The sequence below is a fragment of the Enterococcus sp. DIV2379 genome (assembly GCF_050542965.1).
Lineage (GTDB): Bacteria > Bacillota > Bacilli > Lactobacillales > Enterococcaceae > Enterococcus_D > Enterococcus_D entomosocium.
Genome location: NZ_CP172938.1, coordinates 2,801,157 through 2,817,638, shown reverse-complemented (window position 1 = coordinate 2,817,638; position 16,482 = coordinate 2,801,157). Strand labels below are relative to the sequence as shown.

The following is a 16,482-nucleotide window of genomic DNA, read 5'->3' as shown; positions in this document are numbered from 1 at the left end:
ATGAATGCTGGCTAAAGCTAAGTGTTGCTGTGGGCAGGATCGATTTCTTTTAAACAAGCATAGATCCGTTCAATATCTTGGGTCGTGCCTCGCAGCTCGAAATCCGCTAAGAACGGAATCGAAAATTGTTCCGCATATTGCTTTGCGGTCAAGCAATATTGATAATTAAAGTTTTTGTTGCCGCTGCCGATCACGCCTAAGCAAAGAGCGGCGTTGTTTTCATAGTCAATGTATTCCCGCATGGTTTCTGTAAGGATCTCCTGATCGCCGTTATCGACGCCGTTTCCACCTTCTAAATAGGTAGGGACAAAAACCACATAAGGTTCGTCTTCTTGTTCAAAGACACTATTGTCATGAATTTCTTTGGCTTCCCAAGTGCTCGGTGTGTCTTGCTGATCTGCATAGGCCAACAAGCGGTTGACGAATGCACGGGTATTTCCAGAGATTGAAATATAAAGTAGTTTCATTTTTTCATCACCTTCCGCTTTCTAGTATAACAGAAACCATTTATGAAAAGAGGAGAACTTCGGCAGTCTTTTCTAGTAAAATGCAGCCAAAGGCTTTAAACTGAGAGAGGAGTCCAATACAAAGGAGTGGCAATAATGTTTTCAAAAATGCATCATGTGGCGATCATCGCTAGTAATTACCAACAGACCAAAGAGTTTTATGTAGAAAAATTAGGCTTTGAAGTGATTCGTGAACATGCGCGCCCAGAAAAGAAAGATGTAAAAATCGACTTGCGCTTTGGGGAATCAGAAATAGAACTGTTTGTGGTGGAAAACCCACCAGCAAGACCAAGTTTTCCCGAAGCAGCCGGCTTGCGACATTTGGCCTTTGCGGTGGAAAATATTGAAGCAGTCGTAGCGGAGTTAGCCACTAAAGGGATTGTGTGCGAACCGATTCGTTTTGATACCTTCACCAATAAGAAGATGACCTTTTTCCAAGATCCAGACGGCTTGCCGTTGGAATTACATGAATAAACAAGGAAGACTTTGTGTTGATCCTTTGTCGATTCAACTTGGTTTTTCTTGAGAGAATTGTTATTCTATGTATAGAAGCAAGGAGGAAAAAACGTGATAAGATTTGCAAAAGAAGAAGATCGTTTTGTCATGGCTGAACTCGTTTTAGTCATTTTAAAGGACATGGAATTGCCGTTTGTCAAAGAGATCGGAGAAGCCAAGACCTTAGAGATATTGGCAGATGCCATGCTAGAACCCGATTATCGTTACGGCTTTCGCCGTGCGCTAGTCAATGAGATCGACGGAGAAGTTGCTGGCGTCGCCTTTGGATATCCAGACAAAGAAGAGGCGACGATCGATCAGCCTCTAGATAAAGTGCTGGAACAGTACGGTTTGAGTAAAGACATGAAGCTGTTTATCGATGAAGAGACTTTACCAAATGAATGGTACTTAGATACCATCTGTGTGGCTGAGAAATTTCGGGGCAAAGGCGTCGGCTCAGCCTTGTTAGAAGCATTGCCGAAAATTGCTTCTAGAGATGGTTATGAGGTGATCGGCTTGAGTGTTGACCGAGCAAATCCCCATGCGAAGCGGCTCTATGAAAAGCACGGATTTGAAGTCGTGGCCCAAAGAGAGATCAGTGGCCATCTTTACGACCATATGCAAAAAAGAACCAGCTGATTTTTCAGCTGGTTCCATTTGTTAGTCGAAGCTCAAGAGGATGGTCTTTTTTGCGGTGCCGATTGTACAGCCAGTAATCCATGACGGCCGCAATACAGATGCAGACCGGCGCATCCCGGTCATCGACAACATCCAGTACATAATAATCCCCCGTCAACAAGGTCGCTTTGTCCATCTCCATAATCTTTTTATTGAAATGATGGATCCCATAGCGATGATTATAGATATCGCCGTGGACCGCCCAGTGAAGCTGCTGGATATAGTAGAAATCACCTGGCCAGTTAAAGATTTTTTGCAGTGTACCGACTTTCTCAAAGTCTTTGTAGATCTCAAAGCGTGTACCAAAAGTAAAGCTGATTTGTTTGATACTAGCGACCATTTGCCCATTTAAACGGTAAAGGGAGAGGGCATCGCCCTTGGTTCCCCAACGTCCCACCATCAAAAATAGTGATTTGCCTGTTTCATCTTTGACAATGGTTCGTGTGACTCTGCTAAGTTGCCTATCTTGGATGAAAAATTCTGACATACTTACGCCTCCTCATGTATCCCCAAAAAGCTGCGTGGTTTAAAGATTTTCATCAATTGCCCGAACGATTGCTTTGCCGACACCAGCCTCAATATTGGTGTCCGTCAAATACTTCGCGACTTCTTTTACCTCTAACTCGCCATTTCCCATTGCAAAACTAACGCCTGCCAGTTGCAGCATACTTACATCATTTAAGTTGTCACCGATCGTCATCACTTCCGCCAGTGAGATCATCCGATCTTTGGCGACATGTGCCACTGCGATTCCTTTTTGCGCGTTTCGGTGGTTGATCTCAATATTGTTTTGTCCAGAAGAAGTCACCACTAAATCGCCGTACCCATCGATGATTTTCGTGATAGGACCCAATACCCGCGCACCATCTTGATGGAAGCAGATCACTTTCAAAAATTCTAATTCTTCGATCGAAAACAACTCACTGAAATCATCGACATAATTGATCGGTAAAAATTCTAAACGGGCAGCTGTCATAGCAATCGCCATCTTATGAGTGAGATGGGGCATTGCTTCTGCCGTATGGATCGCAAAATTTTCGATCCGACGTGTCTGACTTTCCGAATAGATCCCATTGCTCGTTGAGACCTCAAAATAGATGTCGTTTTCTTTTAGTAGGTCGATCAACGAACGAGTTTGTTCATGGCTGATCGGCACAGTAAATAATGAATTACCCGCTTCGTCATAGACTTGGGCCCCATTCAAGGTGATCATTGCACAGTCGATCCCGGCTTCTTGCAGCGGCGGCAATGCCTCTTTACGGTTACGGCCAGTTGCGACCATAAATTCGATTCCTTTGGATTGGGCATATTTGATTGCTTGGATATTTTCTTCTGAAATCTGCATACTGGCATTTAAAAGCGTACCATCCATATCAGAAGCAATTAATTTGATCATTGTCAGCGTCCTTTCTTAATCGTTTCTACAAATAGTGTACCATAAATCACGGATTTTTTTTCTTTCGAAGAGTAATTCTTGTTTCTAAGGGGAGGGATTTGTTATCCTAGAAGAAAACAAAGGAGATTCGCCATGAAACGACTATTGGACAATGATTGGCAAGAACAATTGCAGGAATCATTTGAGCAACCCTATTACCAACAACTACGGGCTTTCTTGAAACAAGAATATGCCCAGCAAAAGATCCATCCAGCGATGGATCATATTTATGAAGCACTTAAACTGACACCATACCATGACGTAAAAGTTGTCATCTTAGGTCAAGATCCTTATCATGGCCCTCACCAAGCCCACGGACTGTCGTTTTCCGTGCAGCCGGGGGTCAAAATACCGCCTTCCTTACGCAATATTTACAAGGAATTAGCCGATGACTTAGGGATTGCACCTGTGTCCCATGGCTATCTTGTGCCATGGGCGCAGCAAGGGGTCTTATTGTTGAATACCGTATTGACGGTACGTGAGGGACAAGCCTATTCACATCACGGGCATGGCTGGGAGCAGCTGACAGATACGATTATCGAAAAATTGAATCAACGAGAAAAACCGGTCATTTTTGTGCTTTGGGGCAAACCCGCTCAAAAGAAAGCCGCTTTACTAGATACCAGCAAACATATTATTATAACAGCGCCTCATCCAAGTCCGTTGTCGGCACATCGAGGATTCTTTGGTTCAAAGCCTTTTTCTAAGATCAATCAAGCGTTGCTTGCATTAGGGGAAGAACCGATTTCTTGGGCGTTACCGGAAAAAATAACACAGTTGTAAAACTGTGTTATTTAGAACTGGTGTTTTTGTGAAAAAGGTAACGATATTTAAAATAATCGACTAATACAGGATTTTTATCTGTTCTTTTTTTCGCAGTTATTGTACAATGGAAGGGTATAAAAAAACTGGAGGTCTTTACCCGTGGAATTATTCGAAAGTTTAAAATTTAAAATCGTGCGTCGTCATATCAAAATCGTTTTTCCAGAAGCAACAGATCCTCGTATCTTAGGTGCTGCTAGCCGTCTACGTTCAGAAGAATTGATTGAACCCGTTTTGATCGGTAACCCGGTTGAAATCGAAAAAGCAGCAGAAGCTCGCGGAATCAACGTATCAAACTTTGAAATTTTAGATCCTGAAAATTATGATCGTTGGGATGAAATGGTTGAAGCTTTTGTGGAACGCCGCAACGGCAAAGCAACGAAAGAACAAGCAGAAGAAATCTTAAAAGATGTCAACTATTTCGGTACAATGTTGACTTACATGGGCATTACTGAAGGAATGGTTTCCGGAGCGATCCATTCTACGGGTGATACAGTAAGACCCGCTTTACAAATCATCAAAACAAAACCAGGTGTGAGCCGTACAAGTGGTGCTTTCTTAATGGTTCGTGGTCGTGACCAAGAAAAATACTTGTTCTCAGACTGTGCCATCAATGTAAACCCAAATGCACAAGAACTAGCAGAAATCGCTGTTGACTCAGCGAAAACCGCTGAATTATTTGAAATCGATCCAAAAGTTGCTATGTTAAGCTTCTCAACGAAAGGTTCTGCGAAAGCACCGGAAGTAGATAAAGTCGTTGAAGCAACAAAAATCGCCAAAGAATTGGCACCAGAATATCAAATCGATGGAGAATTGCAATTCGATGCTGCGTATATCTCAGCAGTTGCGCAATTGAAAGCTCCTGAATCTGAAGTAGCAGGTAAAGCAACCGTCTTTGTTTTCCCCGATTTACAATCAGGAAACATTGGCTACAAGATCGCCCAACGTTTCGGTAACTTTGAAGCGATTGGACCAATCTTACAAGGGTTGAACAAACCAATCTCTGATTTGTCTCGTGGTTCAAATGAAGAAGATGTCTACAAATTATCAATCATTACTGCGGCACAAACATTAATGGAAAAATAAGCAGCCAATCGCTGCACTTATGAAAAACTGATCCGTTGAGGGTCAGTTTTTTGTTTTGCTTTTGGAAAGTTGAGGGCAGCAAAGCAGGGGGCGTCCGTATGAATCAACGATCCAGTGGTCGTCGGGAAATTTTCCTTAAGCTCCTTCTTTACAATTCCTTGAAAAACAAGCTATACTAGCAACTAGTAAATTAGATTGATCAAAGGATGGGGACTATGTTTACCATTAACGACTTAGAAGCAACCGCAGCATTTGCAAAAATCATTGGAGAAGTAGCCGAGCCAGGGGATAATCTGGTATTGACGGGCGACTTGGGTGCTGGCAAAACAACATTGACGAAAGGCATCGCCTTGGGGTTAGGGATCGAGCAACTGATCAAAAGTCCGACCTATACGATCATTCGTGAATATACCAATGGGCGGCTACCCCTGTACCATATGGATGTCTATCGGGTGGAATACGGTGCAGAAGATTTAGGACTGGATGATTATTTCGAAGGAGATGGCTTGTGTGTGATCGAGTGGGGCAACCTCTTAGAAGCCTCCCTGCCAGAGGATTATTTAGAACTGATTTTGGAAAAAGATGATACAGATGAACAAAAACGTCTTGTGAAATGTCATGCATATGGCTCCAAAGCAACCGCCTTTTTGCAACGGATCACAACCAAATGGCAGGCAGCCCATGAGTGAGATCCAATTACAGATCAAAGAAGCCACGGGTGCTGATGCGAAAGCCGTGTTAGCAGTCAGTCAACAGCTAGGAGAAGAAACGGATTTTCTCTTAATGGACGAAAGCGGCTTGGCGTTGCCAGAAGCCCTATTGGCAGAACAGCTGGATGCTATCTATGAACGGGAGGACTATTTGCTGTTGTTGGCATTTGATCAAGAACAATTGATCGCCATGGCATCAGTCAAAGGCAACGAAGAGTGGCAATTAGCCCATGTCGGGGAGATCGGTATCTCGATTTTAAAAGACTATTGGGGCTTGGGTTTAGGTTCGCTCCTGATTGAAGAATTACTGGACTGGGTAGTAGAAGTTGGCGAATTGACCCGCATCGAGTTGACCGTCCAAGCGAGAAATCTACGAGCGATCCATCTGTATCAAAAATTTGGTTTTTTAACAGAAGGCTGCATGAAAGAAGCAGTGCAAACCCGCGAGGGGCAAAAAGTTGACGTCTTGATGATGGCACGTCTTTTTGAATCATAAAAAAGGAGTGAAGGAAATGGAGTTTCGGGAACCGACGATCGCAGACTGCGATCAAATCGAAGCGTATCGGCAAGCGTTTGAGAAGAATCAAGAAGTCATCCACGGTGGGGCAGGACTTGTAGAAAGTCCGACAGCCAAAGACTGGCTAGAGGGATTGGCGGATTTTAAAACAGCTGAAACGGTACCAGAAGGATTCGTCCCCGCCCGTACCTATCTGGCTATCCAAGATCAAAAAGTGGTCGGTCTCTTGAATCTGCGTCTGACACTTAATGCGTATTTGCGCCAAATTGGCGGACACATCGGGTATTCGGTGCACCCAGACCATCGAAAGCAAGGCATCGGCTCGGCAATGCTGGCACAGTCATTGGTAAAGGCCAAACAATTTGGCTTGAAAAACGTGTTAGTAACCTGTAAAGAAGCCAATCGTGCTTCCGCCAAAGTCATTGAAAATAACGGAGGTAAACTAACCGAAAAAGCCATTGATCCTGAAGATGGCGCTGTAATCTGTCATTATTGGATCGATCTAACTTAAAATGATTCCTTCCTTAAATGAAAACGTGCGTCCTAAAGTCTAGCGCAATGCTGACTTTAGGACGCACGTTCTTATTTATTTGACTAAAACCATTTTTTTTAATGGATCGATGCCAAATTCTTCTTCTTGACGCAATAAGATTTGGGCACATGCCCGGCTATCTTCCAAGGCATCATGGTGGTTTAGTAAAGGAATCTGCAATTGCTCACAAACCGTATTTAATTTGTGGTTCGTAAATTCTGGATACAGTTTGCGGCTTGTTCGTACCGTGCACAAGGAAAGATAGTTTGGTTGTGACAACCCATAATAGTCAAGACACCCCGCCAAAACGCCGGTATCAAAACCAGCATTATGCGCAACAATCAGACTGTTTAATTGATAATATTGTTGGATTTGTTTCCATACGTCAGGAAACTTAGGCGCTTCTTGCACATCTTCTGGACGAATGCCATGAATTTGAATGTTTTTCCAAAAAAATTCCGTTTCCGGTTGGATCAATGTGTAATATTCGCCCACGATTTTGCTATCTTGTACCATGACTAGTGCAAGGGAACAGGCACTATGCTTTTGATAATTTGCTGTTTCAAAGTCCATTGCGATAAAATTCATCAGACTCACCTCATTGCCATTCTAGCACAAAATCAAAGAATGAAAAGCGAACAAACGTTAAGAAAAACTGAAGTTTTCTTACGGTTATTTGAGATCCAGTTCCACCGGGCAATGGTCACTGCCGATGATATCTGTATGGATCTTGGCATCTAGCAAGCGCTCATTTAAGTCATCCGAAACGACAAAGTAATCGATGCGCCAGCCGGCATTGTTTTTGCGAGCGTTGAAACGGTAGCTCCACCAAGAATAAATGCCTTCTGCATCTGGATAGAAATAACGGAACGTATCGGTAAAGCCAGCAGTCAAAAGAGTCGAAAACTTTTCCCGTTCTTCAGGTGTAAACCCAGCATTTTTTTGATTGGTTTTCCAGTTTTTGATATCGATATTCTTATGGGCAACATTCAAATCACCACAGAGAATCACTGGCTTTTGTTGTTTCAATTCAGTCAAGTAAGCCAAAAAGGCATCTTCCCAAGTCATGCGATAATCTAAGCGGCGCAATTCATTTTGAGAATTCGGTGTGTAGCAAGTAATCAAGAAAAATTCAGGATACTCTAGTGTGATGACGCGACCTTCCGTATCATGTTCTTCGATTCCTAATCCATAACGGACGGATAGCGCAGGTTCTTTTGCGAAAATCGCCGTGCCGGAATAGCCTTTCTTCTCCGCATAATTCCAGTATTGATGATAGCCTGGTAAATCCAATTCAATCTGACCTTCTTGCAGCTTTGTTTCTTGTAAACAAAAGAAATCAGCATCGAGGGCTTCAAACACTTCAGAAAAATTTTTTTTAACGATGGCCCGTAAACCATTCACATTCCAAGAAATAAATTTCATTGAGACTCCTCCTTATTTTCCACTACGCCTCCCATTTTACCTAAAAAAGCCAGAAGCGCAAAGCAAGTGAGCGGAATGAGGAAAATAAGGAGGAAGAATGAGGATTAAATTTGGATGCTAGAGAAAATTCGTTTGTGGTACGAAAAAGGATTAATAAATCCTTACTTTTCCTTACGTTTTATGTTACAATCGTTTTGAAAAGGGGGCAGTTCACATGACGATCAAAGCGCAAGTTTCAGCGAAAATGACTTCGAAAAATCAAATAACTATTCCAAAAAGTGTGCGGCAAAAGTTAGGCTTAAAAGAGAATCAGCGGGTAATTTTTGAATTTACTCCAGAAGGCGAGATCAAGGTAACAGGCGAAAAAGCAGCACCTTCCTTTGAAGATTTTTGGAAACAAGAATTAGCGATCGTAGAAGAAACGGGGAAATTTGATACAGGTGAGATGTTTTTTGGAGAAGATTTAGGTGAGGAGAATATTGAATGGTAAGACAAGGAGATATTCTTTTTATTGACTTAAATCCCACCAAAGGAAATGAAATGGCAAAAAAAAGACCGTGTGTGGTGGTTAGTAATGATTATTATAACAAGAGTTTCAATACCGTCTTAGTGATGCCAATCAGTAGCTCAAAAAAATATGTAGAAGAAAAATTCGCTCGATCGAATGCGTTTCAAACAGTTACCGAAACACAAAAGAGTAAAGTTCAAGGGACGATTCTTTGTCAGCATATTCGCAGTGTGGACCTCTTGCATCGCAGCAACTTAGAAGTAGTCGATAAAGTCACAACGGAGATGAAAGAACGATTATCTGAAATAACAAAACACTTTTTTTGAAGCTTACTCTTTATTAATCAGGTCATTCGATTATTAAGCTTTTCTTTGATTCACCAGAGGTAGCAACTTTTCCTTGAACATGCTAAAATAAGTGAGATGTTTATTGTGAAAGGAAACCTTCTCGTGAATAAAGACTTGATGATTGCGCAATTCCCTGAAATTGCCTTATTAAAAGATGAACCCTTATTGAACTATACGTATACAAAAACTGGTGGACCGGCAGACATTTTGGCTTTTCCCAAAACAGCGGAAGAGGCTAAACAGCTGCTTGATTATTGCCGAGAACAAGCGATTCCTTGGATCGTCTTAGGAAATGCCAGCAACTTGATCGTCCGTGATGGTGGTATTCGTGGCGTGGTGATCATGCTATCAGAAATGAACCAAATCGTGGTGGACGGCACTTCTTTGATCGTCGATGCTGGAGCAAAGTTGATCGATACCACCTATGTCGCTTTGCATGAATCGTTGACTGGTTTTGAATTTGCCTGCGGGATTCCCGGCAGTGTCGGCGGTGCCGTCTTTATGAATGCAGGCGCCTATGATGGCGAGATCCAAGATGTTTTTGCGTCCTGCGACGTTTTGCTGGCTAATGGTCAAATCGTGACTTATACCAAGGAAGAAATGGAATTTGCTTATCGCCATAGCAAATTGCAAGAGCAAAAGATGATCATTTTGAGCAGTCGCTTTGATTTAGCAAAAGGCGATCAAGAGCAAATCAAAAAGCGGATGGATGAACTGACAGAATTGCGGCAATTGAAGCAACCGCTAGAATACCCCTCTTGTGGGAGTGTCTTCAAACGTCCAGTCGGTCATTTTACCGGCAAGCTGATCCAAGATGCAGGCTTACAAGGATTGAAATGGGGCGGTGCCCAAATTTCGGAAAAACATGCGGGCTTTATCGTGAATGTCGATCAAGCAACAGCCACGGATTACGTTGAACTGATCGCTCATATCCAACAAGTCATCAAAGAAACCTTTGATGTCACCTTAGAAACAGAAGTCCGAATCATCGGCGAAGAATAGATTAGCGAAAAGATTGTCCCGCGGGGCAATCTTTTTTTCATGAGAGCTAATAAAAAGAGCTTAGGATTGTAAGCTTTCGCAGTCTTCGGTACAATAAACGAAAAGGAGTGAGCAGGATGAAAAAGTGGGGATGCGTCATTTTGTTTGTTGGGTTCGCCTTTCTTTTCGGTGGTTGTACGAAATTACCGCAAGAACAGTTTGCCGAACAGTTAACGAATCAGCAAGCAACGAATGCTGGTGAATTCCAAGCGACGATCGATACCTTTGAGATGGGTAGCACCAGCGAATACGGTCAAGAAGCCGATAGGTATGCCTCTATGTTGATGTCACAGTTAGTCGGCTCGTCATTTAAAGGGGATTTCGTCCAGGACAAAGAAACCAAAGCGATTTTACTCAATCTGGCAGTTGCTTATGGCGGTCAGGAGCTGCCGATCAAGCTGATCGTCGATCCAGAAAAACAAGAAGCGTATGTGTCAGCTGAAATCTATGAAACACTGCAAGGGTATATCAGCGCATTTGGTAGTGACAGTTATGGGACAAATCCAGACGCTGCGGAATATGAAGGCAAATACCTGCGCATCGATCAAGAAACCTTGGATTCTTACTTTGGCGAAGAAACTTTTGCAGAGGACGGCGAGGGGACAACCGAAGCAGAAAAAGCGCCTGAAAACCTCTTTACCATGAACAGTCTTTTTCATAATGAGACATTTGCAGACTATTTGAAAACCTTTGAACCGGATGCTTTCAAAAGAGATGGAGATACGATCAGCCACACGTTTACCAAAGAAGAATTGGCAGATTATGCAACCTATGCCCAAGAACACGGCGCCGATCAAAAGCAAGTCGCCGAATTAGAAGCGATGCTGGAAGAAGTCGAACAGTTTGACTTAGCTATGACCGTCAATACGAAAACAAATCAGCAGAAAATGGCTTTTCACTTCGTGCAAGCGGATGAGCTGCAAACCACTATCGGAGCCACGGTGACTTTTACAGGGAAGAAAAGTGATACTGCGGTTGCGATTCCCACAGCGGAAGAATTGATTGACCCAGAAGAATTGTTTTCTCCCTATGATTATGGCTGGGATGACAGCTATGACGATGGGGATGAGAATGATTATGATGATGAGTACTGGGATAGCTATGATGAAGCCGATGATTGGTCTTCTTATATGCTGACGGATGAGGAGTTTGAAGAACTGCTGCTGCAAATCAAGCAAGAGCTGCCTTATTTGACCCAAGCAGATATCGATGATTATCTGACATTTTATGAAGAGTATTTGACCCAAGAGCAGTATCAAGAGCTTGTCGAAGCACTCCAGATGACACAAAGTTTATGAGTCACTCAAAAGGGAAGCGACCGCCTAAGTTAGCCAAAAAGCTAACTTTAGGCGGTCGCTATTTTTTAGATTCGATTTTTTTTGCGGTTCATGACTAAGCGCAAAAGAACGGTTCCAACTGCCATCGTGGCGATTCCCGCTACAATGGCTTCAGGCACGCCTTGGGCGAAGATCACACCCAAAATCGCTGCGTAAACAGCATTGCCGGCTTTTCCCACAACCTCCGCATATTCTTGCTGGAACAAGAAGTAGATTAAGTTCATTACCAGGATCGTATTCGTCAAACCTCCGGCAACACCAGCAATCAGTAGCGAAAGACTTTGCTGTTTGTTTTTCCAGATTTTTTGACAGCCTTTATAAACAAAGTAAGGAACGACACCAATCAAAATACGGGGAATCAGCGCTACGAGGATCGCTTTCCAACTTCCTTGATCACTCCCATAAATCGGTACGAAAGGAGAGAAGACAAAAGAAAGCGGGGTGATGATCCATGTCGAACGCACCATACTGATGATCCCAAAGGCGCCGCCTAAAAAGCCGCCGATCCGAGGGCCCAATACAATGGAAGCGATGATCACAGGAATGTGCATCGTTGTCGCATTGATTGGTCCTAAGGGAATAAACCCAAGAAAGGGTACCGATGCTAAAAGAATCAAGATTCCTAAAAAGAAAGCTGTTAAGACAAGTTCAAAAGTTGATATTTTTTTCATTGTTAGACACTCCGTACTTCCAAAGCAGTCAATGCTTTTTCGAGAATCGTTTCTGTTGCTGCTAATGCGCCTCTGCCGAAATCACCGCAAGCCAGTAACGCTTCACGGGGTTCAATCTCTTGGAAGCCGACTTCTTTCAAAATCCCTAAATTTCTTTGAACAATCGGGTTTTCGTACATGACGGTATTCATGGCTGGTGCAATCAAGCGGGGCACGGATAACGGCAACGCTAAGGCAACTGTTGAGATCAAATCATCGGCTAACCCATGCGCCAGCTTGCCAATACTGTTGGCACTGGCTGGGGCGAGCAAGAAAAGATCGGCTTGTTTGGCTAGTTCAATATGGTTGATCCGATCTGGTTGGCGCTCTTGCATAACATCCACATGGATCGGGCGTTTGGATAATGACTGTAACGTCAAAGGCGTAATAAATTGTGTGCTATTTTGGGTCATTAAGACATCCACTGCATAGCCCTTTTTGGTTAATTCATTGGTTAGGTCGGCTGCTTTGTATGCAGAGATACTGCCGCTGACGCCAAGCAGAACGTGTTTTTGTTTCATGTTTCTTTCTCCTTTTCTAAAAAACATCTAGCTAAGCACGCAGGTCATTGCGTAATGTGTCAACGATCAAGGTTGCGATCTCAGCTTTTGTGCGGCCAGTCCCGATTTGTCCTTCTTGTGTCAAAAGGTGTCCGACATGCTGGTTTCCAGAAATTTGCGTCAAGTCGTTGGCCAACACATAATCCGCTTGGCTAGCCAGCAGACTTTTTCGTGCGACCGCAAACAACTCGGCTTCCGCTACGTCTACTAATAATTTGAATCCGACTAATAAGGTTGTCGGCTGTAATGCTTTGATGGTTTGGATCACTTTCGGGGTTTTCTTCAACACTAAAAACAAATGATCAGTATTGGAAGAAACTTTGCCTGCCGTTGATTCAGATTGTGAGAGCACGTGTGCCATCAATGCCGGAGTGACCTGGTTGTCATAAGCTGGTAGGGCATCGTTGATTGCTTCATAAAACGCTGCTTCTGAAAAATGAGCAGCAGGGGTGAAATCACTGACTGCCATACTGTGGATCACAGCAGCATACGAATGGGTCGTCAATAAATCGGTCAACTGCGTCAATAAGTCCGTGGTCCCTTCAATGAAATGACAGGTAACGCGTGGATCGATCGGCGGTTGTTTGGCAGTTTTCGTCGTAACGTAATCGATGGCCACCTCAGGGTATTGCAGCCATTCCTTGGCAATGGCTTGACCAAGTGAGCCCGTGGAATGATTCGTGATTGCACGGACATCATCGATTTTTTCGGAAGTACCGCCAGCCGTAATCAAAATTCTCATTGCGCTTGTGACACCTCAACGATCGTCCGTCCTTGGTGCGTACCAGCTAATAAAGCTGCCAATGTTTCTGGCAAGTCTTCCAAAGTGATGGCTTTCGTGTAAAGCTGATCGATCACATTCCACTCACCCGCTAATTTCTCCCATAATGCCGAGCGGATCTCATGGGAAACATTGACCGAATCGATCCCAATTACGCGAATCCCACGCAAAATAAATGGTAAGACAGTCGTTTCGATTTTGATTCCACCAGCATTGCCGCATAAGAAGGCACCGCCCCCATACGCGATTTGCGGAAGCACTGCCGCAAGCAATGGACCGCCAACTGTATCGATGACCGCTGCAAACGTTTGTTTTGCTAATGGTTTGACCTTTTCTGGTACCACGTCATCAGGACTGATGATTTTCGCTGCGCCTAGGTCCAACAACCATTGCGCATCGGTTTTCCGAGATAGCGCCACTATATTTGTATAGCCCAGTTTTTTCAATAAAGCAATGCTGACACTGCCGACGCCACCGCTAGCACCTGTCACCAAAATAGCAGCGTCTTTTGCTAAGTGCAGCTGTTCTAATTCTTGCACCGCTAAAGCTGCTGTGAACCCAGCAGTGCCATAGGTCATACTGTCTTTTGCTGAAAAACCAGCAGAACGTTTCACGAGCCACTCGGCTGGGACCCGTTGAAATTGACTGTAACCGCCTGGGTGAGAAACCCCTAAGCCATAACCTGTCACTAAGACTTGGTCGCCTGGGGCAAAATCAGCAGACTGACTGTCCACGACTTCCCCTGCTAAATCGATTCCCGGCGTCATCGGATACGTGCGGATCACGCCGCCATTTTCTTTTGCTGCCAAGGCATCTTTGTAATTGACATCTGAGTAATCAACACGGACAAGCACATCGCCTGCTGGCAGCTCGTCAAGGGTTGCAGTTGTGAGTGAAGCAGTAAAATTTGGTTCATTCATGACACGAAAGGTAGAGAAATTCGTCATTTCAGACACTCCTTTGATGGTTTGTACTCATAATACCATAAGTTTTATTTTTTTAACCAGCGAAGCAAGAAAAGGTAGGGCTTCTTATCAAAAAATCAGCAAAAACAGATCATTATTAAATCTACCTTTTCTTCGTTAAAATAGAAGTTGTTCTTTTAAACCTTTGAAAAGCGAAAATGACGGGACCGCCACTCCTTTCCTTTATAATACAAGCGTTTAGCGTCACTCCTTTTTTTGATCAGAGAGAAAAGATTTCAAAAAAATGAAGAAAAAAGGCTTGTGTTTTTTGCAATTATTTGTATACTAGAAAAAGTGAAATTAAACATGAAGTTTACTTATAGCAAACTTTTTTATTTGAAGTTGTGTCAATCAAAGGGGGAATGAACATGGAGATTGGCGAGAAGCTGCGCAATTTGCGCGTTCAAAAGAATTTGACCCAAGAAGAATTAGGCGAGCGGACCGATTTGACGAAAGGCTATATCTCACAGTTGGAGCGTGATTTGAGTTCGCCTTCTATGGAAACTTTTTTTACGATCTTAGAAGTTTTAGGCGTGACACCAGAGGAATTTTTCCGAGAAGAAAATGCGCAGCATCAAGTGGTTTATCGCGAAGAAGACAGCACGCTTTATTATGATGAAGAAAATGGCTATGAATTGAAGTGGCTGATTCCCGATTCCAATGAAAAAGAAATGGAGCCAGTCTTGCTGACCTTTGATAAAGCGGGCGAATACAAGACCTTTGAACCATCGTTAGCAGAAACATTTATCTATGTCTTAGAGGGCAGTGTGGCCTTGACACTAGGAGAAACGCAGTACAAGGCTCGTAAAGGCCAATCGATTTATTATCAGGCGACTGAGCCGCATCAATTAAAAAATATTGCGGGCAAAAAAAGCCGTGTGCTTGTAGTCGTGACAGATTCTTATTTATAGTACAGGAGGAAAGAGTGTGGGAAAAACAATAATTTCATTCAACAATGTGGTGAAGCGATTTGATGATGATGAAACAGTTTTGAAAAAAGTGAGTTTTGATATTGAAGAAGGTCGCTTTTATACATTGTTAGGTCCTTCAGGTTGTGGAAAAACAACCATCTTACGCATCATTGCGGGTTTTTCGGACGCAACAGAAGGCGACGTTTATTTTGATGGACAAAGAATCAATGATGTTCCTGCCAATCAACGGCAAGTGAATACTGTCTTTCAAGATTACGCCTTATTCCCACATATGAACGTTTTTGAAAATGTGGCATTTGGTCTGCGAATCAAAAAATTACCAAAAGATGAAGTGAATAAAAAAGTCTTAGAAGCGTTGCGGCTAGTGCAGCTTCCTGGTTATGAGAATCGTGAAATCAGCGAAATGTCTGGAGGACAACGCCAACGGGTCGCAATCGCACGAGCGATCGTCAATGAACCCAAAGTATTGCTTCTTGATGAACCATTGTCCGCATTGGATTTGAAATTGCGAACTGACATGCAATACGAACTGCGGGAATTGCAGCAGCGACTAGGCATCACCTTTATTTTTGTCACCCATGACCAAGAAGAAGCGTTGGCGATGAGTGATGAGATTTTCGTTATGAACAAAGGGAAGATCGTCCAAAGCGGCACACCGGTGGATATCTACGATGAACCAATCAACCATTTTGTGGCGGATTTTGTCGGTGAAAGCAACATCGTCACAGGTACGATGATCGAAGACAACTTAGTGGAATTTGTCGGCAAGCAATTTGAATGTGTCGATGGCGGGATGCGGCCGAATGAAGCCGTTGAGATCGTGATCCGTCCAGAAGATTTGAATTTGACGACGGCGGAAAAAGGCAAGCTGGTCGTTGAAGTAGACACGCAATTGTTCCGAGGCGTGCATTACGAGATCATTTGTTACGACGAACAAGGCAACGAGTGGATGGTTCACTCTACAAGAAAAGCCACTGAAGGAAGCAAGATCGGTCTTTCCTTTGAACCAGAAGACATCCACGTCATGCGTTTCAATGAGTCCGAAGAAGATTTTGATGCTCGTTTAGAGAGCTACGAAGATTAGGAGGGAAAGCT

General features: G+C 43.4%; 22 protein-coding genes. 13 read left to right on the top strand and 9 right to left on the bottom strand.

Annotated elements, in window-relative coordinates; translation table 11 throughout:
* Window positions 1-17: 17 nt before the first annotated feature.
* Window positions 18-467 carry a class Ib ribonucleoside-diphosphate reductase assembly flavoprotein NrdI gene (nrdI, locus tag IGI92_RS12915; RefSeq protein ID WP_005228511.1) on the bottom strand — a complete coding sequence of 150 codons (450 nt, stop codon included), beginning with the start codon at window positions 465-467 and terminating at the stop codon, window positions 18-20.
* A gap of 135 nt (window positions 468-602) precedes the next feature.
* On the opposite strand from nrdI, the gene gloA2 reads away from it, so the two are divergent.
* Both gloA2 and IGI92_RS12905 read left to right on the top strand, forming a co-directional pair.
* Window positions 603-980, top strand: a complete 378-nt coding sequence (gene gloA2, locus IGI92_RS12910) for an SMU1112c/YaeR family gloxylase I-like metalloprotein (protein ID WP_005234127.1) — start codon at window positions 603-605, stop codon at window positions 978-980.
* Window positions 981-1,073: 93 nt separating this feature from the next.
* Window positions 1,074-1,640: a GNAT family N-acetyltransferase gene (locus tag IGI92_RS12905; protein WP_005234129.1), complete on the top strand. Its 567-nt coding sequence runs from the start codon at window positions 1,074-1,076 to the stop codon at window positions 1,638-1,640.
* A gap of 4 nt (window positions 1,641-1,644) precedes the next feature.
* Here the strand turns inward: IGI92_RS12905 and IGI92_RS12900 are convergent, their stop codons facing one another.
* Both IGI92_RS12900 and IGI92_RS12895 read right to left on the bottom strand, forming a co-directional pair.
* Window positions 1,645-2,166, bottom strand: a complete 522-nt coding sequence (locus tag IGI92_RS12900; RefSeq protein ID WP_005228514.1) for an LURP-one-related/scramblase family protein — start codon at window positions 2,164-2,166, stop codon at window positions 1,645-1,647.
* A 39-nt stretch (window positions 2,167-2,205) separates the two neighbouring features.
* Window positions 2,206-3,075 carry a Cof-type HAD-IIB family hydrolase gene (locus IGI92_RS12895; RefSeq protein WP_016612723.1) on the bottom strand — a complete coding sequence of 290 codons (870 nt, stop codon included), beginning with the start codon at window positions 3,073-3,075 and terminating at the stop codon, window positions 2,206-2,208.
* Window positions 3,076-3,207: 132 nt separating this feature from the next.
* On the opposite strand from IGI92_RS12895, the gene IGI92_RS12890 reads away from it, so the two are divergent.
* The 5 genes from IGI92_RS12890 to IGI92_RS12870 all read left to right on the top strand — a co-directional run bounded on the left by IGI92_RS12890 (window position 3,208) and on the right by IGI92_RS12870 (window position 6,760).
* The gene (locus IGI92_RS12890) at window positions 3,208-3,897 is read left to right on the top strand and encodes a uracil-DNA glycosylase (RefSeq protein WP_005234138.1); all 690 of its coding nucleotides are present in this window, start codon (window positions 3,208-3,210) and stop codon (window positions 3,895-3,897) included.
* A gap of 141 nt (window positions 3,898-4,038) precedes the next feature.
* Complete coding sequence (gene pta, locus IGI92_RS12885) at window positions 4,039-5,022, top strand: phosphate acetyltransferase (RefSeq protein ID WP_008380699.1); 984 nt, start codon at window positions 4,039-4,041, stop codon at window positions 5,020-5,022.
* Between the two features lie 215 nt (window positions 5,023-5,237).
* A complete protein-coding gene (gene tsaE, locus IGI92_RS12880) occupies window positions 5,238-5,711 on the top strand; it encodes a tRNA (adenosine(37)-N6)-threonylcarbamoyltransferase complex ATPase subunit type 1 TsaE (RefSeq protein WP_101699304.1) in 474 nt (157 codons plus the stop codon).
* Window positions 5,704-6,228 (top strand): GNAT family N-acetyltransferase, encoded by a 525-nt coding sequence (locus IGI92_RS12875; RefSeq protein WP_008380704.1) that lies wholly within the window; start codon window positions 5,704-5,706, stop codon window positions 6,226-6,228. Before tsaE ends, IGI92_RS12875 begins: the two co-directional genes overlap by 8 nt.
* Window positions 6,229-6,244: 16 nt before the next feature.
* Window positions 6,245-6,760 carry a GNAT family N-acetyltransferase gene (locus IGI92_RS12870; RefSeq protein WP_301388258.1) on the top strand — a complete coding sequence of 172 codons (516 nt, stop codon included), beginning with the start codon at window positions 6,245-6,247 and terminating at the stop codon, window positions 6,758-6,760.
* A gap of 75 nt (window positions 6,761-6,835) precedes the next feature.
* Here IGI92_RS12870 and IGI92_RS12865 read toward each other — a convergent pair whose 3' ends face one another.
* Together IGI92_RS12865 and IGI92_RS12860 are read right to left on the bottom strand one after the other, a co-directional pair.
* Window positions 6,836-7,369 carry a 3'-5' exonuclease gene (locus tag IGI92_RS12865; RefSeq protein ID WP_005234143.1) on the bottom strand — a complete coding sequence of 178 codons (534 nt, stop codon included), beginning with the start codon at window positions 7,367-7,369 and terminating at the stop codon, window positions 6,836-6,838.
* An 84-nt stretch (window positions 7,370-7,453) separates the two neighbouring features.
* Complete coding sequence (locus IGI92_RS12860; RefSeq protein ID WP_301388261.1) at window positions 7,454-8,206, bottom strand: exodeoxyribonuclease III; 753 nt, start codon at window positions 8,204-8,206, stop codon at window positions 7,454-7,456.
* Between the two features lie 214 nt (window positions 8,207-8,420).
* Between IGI92_RS12860 and IGI92_RS12855 the strand changes: the two genes are divergently transcribed.
* The 4 genes from IGI92_RS12855 to IGI92_RS12840 all read left to right on the top strand — a co-directional run bounded on the left by IGI92_RS12855 (window position 8,421) and on the right by IGI92_RS12840 (window position 11,400).
* The gene (locus tag IGI92_RS12855; protein ID WP_005234145.1) at window positions 8,421-8,696 is read left to right on the top strand and encodes an AbrB/MazE/SpoVT family DNA-binding domain-containing protein; all 276 of its coding nucleotides are present in this window, start codon (window positions 8,421-8,423) and stop codon (window positions 8,694-8,696) included.
* Window positions 8,690-9,040, top strand: coding sequence for a type II toxin-antitoxin system PemK/MazF family toxin (locus IGI92_RS12850; RefSeq protein ID WP_016621609.1), 351 nt, complete (start codon window positions 8,690-8,692; stop codon window positions 9,038-9,040). Before IGI92_RS12855 ends, IGI92_RS12850 begins: the two co-directional genes overlap by 7 nt.
* A gap of 138 nt (window positions 9,041-9,178) precedes the next feature.
* Window positions 9,179-10,063: a UDP-N-acetylmuramate dehydrogenase gene (gene murB, locus IGI92_RS12845; protein ID WP_370447898.1), complete on the top strand. Its 885-nt coding sequence runs from the start codon at window positions 9,179-9,181 to the stop codon at window positions 10,061-10,063.
* Window positions 10,064-10,179: 116 nt separating this feature from the next.
* The gene (locus IGI92_RS12840) at window positions 10,180-11,400 is read left to right on the top strand and encodes a hypothetical protein (protein ID WP_301388265.1); all 1,221 of its coding nucleotides are present in this window, start codon (window positions 10,180-10,182) and stop codon (window positions 11,398-11,400) included.
* A 65-nt stretch (window positions 11,401-11,465) separates the two neighbouring features.
* On the opposite strand, the gene IGI92_RS12835 is transcribed toward IGI92_RS12840, so the two are convergent.
* From IGI92_RS12835 to IGI92_RS12820, 4 genes are read right to left on the bottom strand one after another with little or no spacing between them, the layout of a single operon-like run.
* Complete coding sequence (locus IGI92_RS12835; protein WP_005228527.1) at window positions 11,466-12,110, bottom strand: ECF transporter S component; 645 nt, start codon at window positions 12,108-12,110, stop codon at window positions 11,466-11,468.
* A gap of 2 nt (window positions 12,111-12,112) precedes the next feature.
* Window positions 12,113-12,670 (bottom strand): phosphopantothenoylcysteine decarboxylase, encoded by a 558-nt coding sequence (coaC, locus tag IGI92_RS12830; protein WP_008380717.1) that lies wholly within the window; start codon window positions 12,668-12,670, stop codon window positions 12,113-12,115.
* A 31-nt stretch (window positions 12,671-12,701) separates the two neighbouring features.
* Entirely contained in the window at window positions 12,702-13,451 is a 750-nt protein-coding gene (coaB, locus tag IGI92_RS12825) for a phosphopantothenate--cysteine ligase (protein ID WP_400449828.1), read from the bottom strand.
* Window positions 13,448-14,437 (bottom strand): acryloyl-CoA reductase, encoded by a 990-nt coding sequence (locus tag IGI92_RS12820; RefSeq protein WP_301388269.1) that lies wholly within the window; start codon window positions 14,435-14,437, stop codon window positions 13,448-13,450. Before IGI92_RS12820 ends, coaB begins: the two co-directional genes overlap by 4 nt.
* A gap of 386 nt (window positions 14,438-14,823) precedes the next feature.
* Between IGI92_RS12820 and IGI92_RS12815 the strand changes: the two genes are divergently transcribed.
* Together IGI92_RS12815 and IGI92_RS12810 are read left to right on the top strand one after the other, a co-directional pair.
* A complete protein-coding gene (locus tag IGI92_RS12815) occupies window positions 14,824-15,366 on the top strand; it encodes a helix-turn-helix domain-containing protein (RefSeq protein WP_015510239.1) in 543 nt (180 codons plus the stop codon).
* Window positions 15,367-15,382: 16 nt separating this feature from the next.
* Complete coding sequence (locus IGI92_RS12810; protein WP_005228533.1) at window positions 15,383-16,471, top strand: ABC transporter ATP-binding protein; 1,089 nt, start codon at window positions 15,383-15,385, stop codon at window positions 16,469-16,471.
* Window positions 16,472-16,482: the final 11 nt, after the last annotated feature.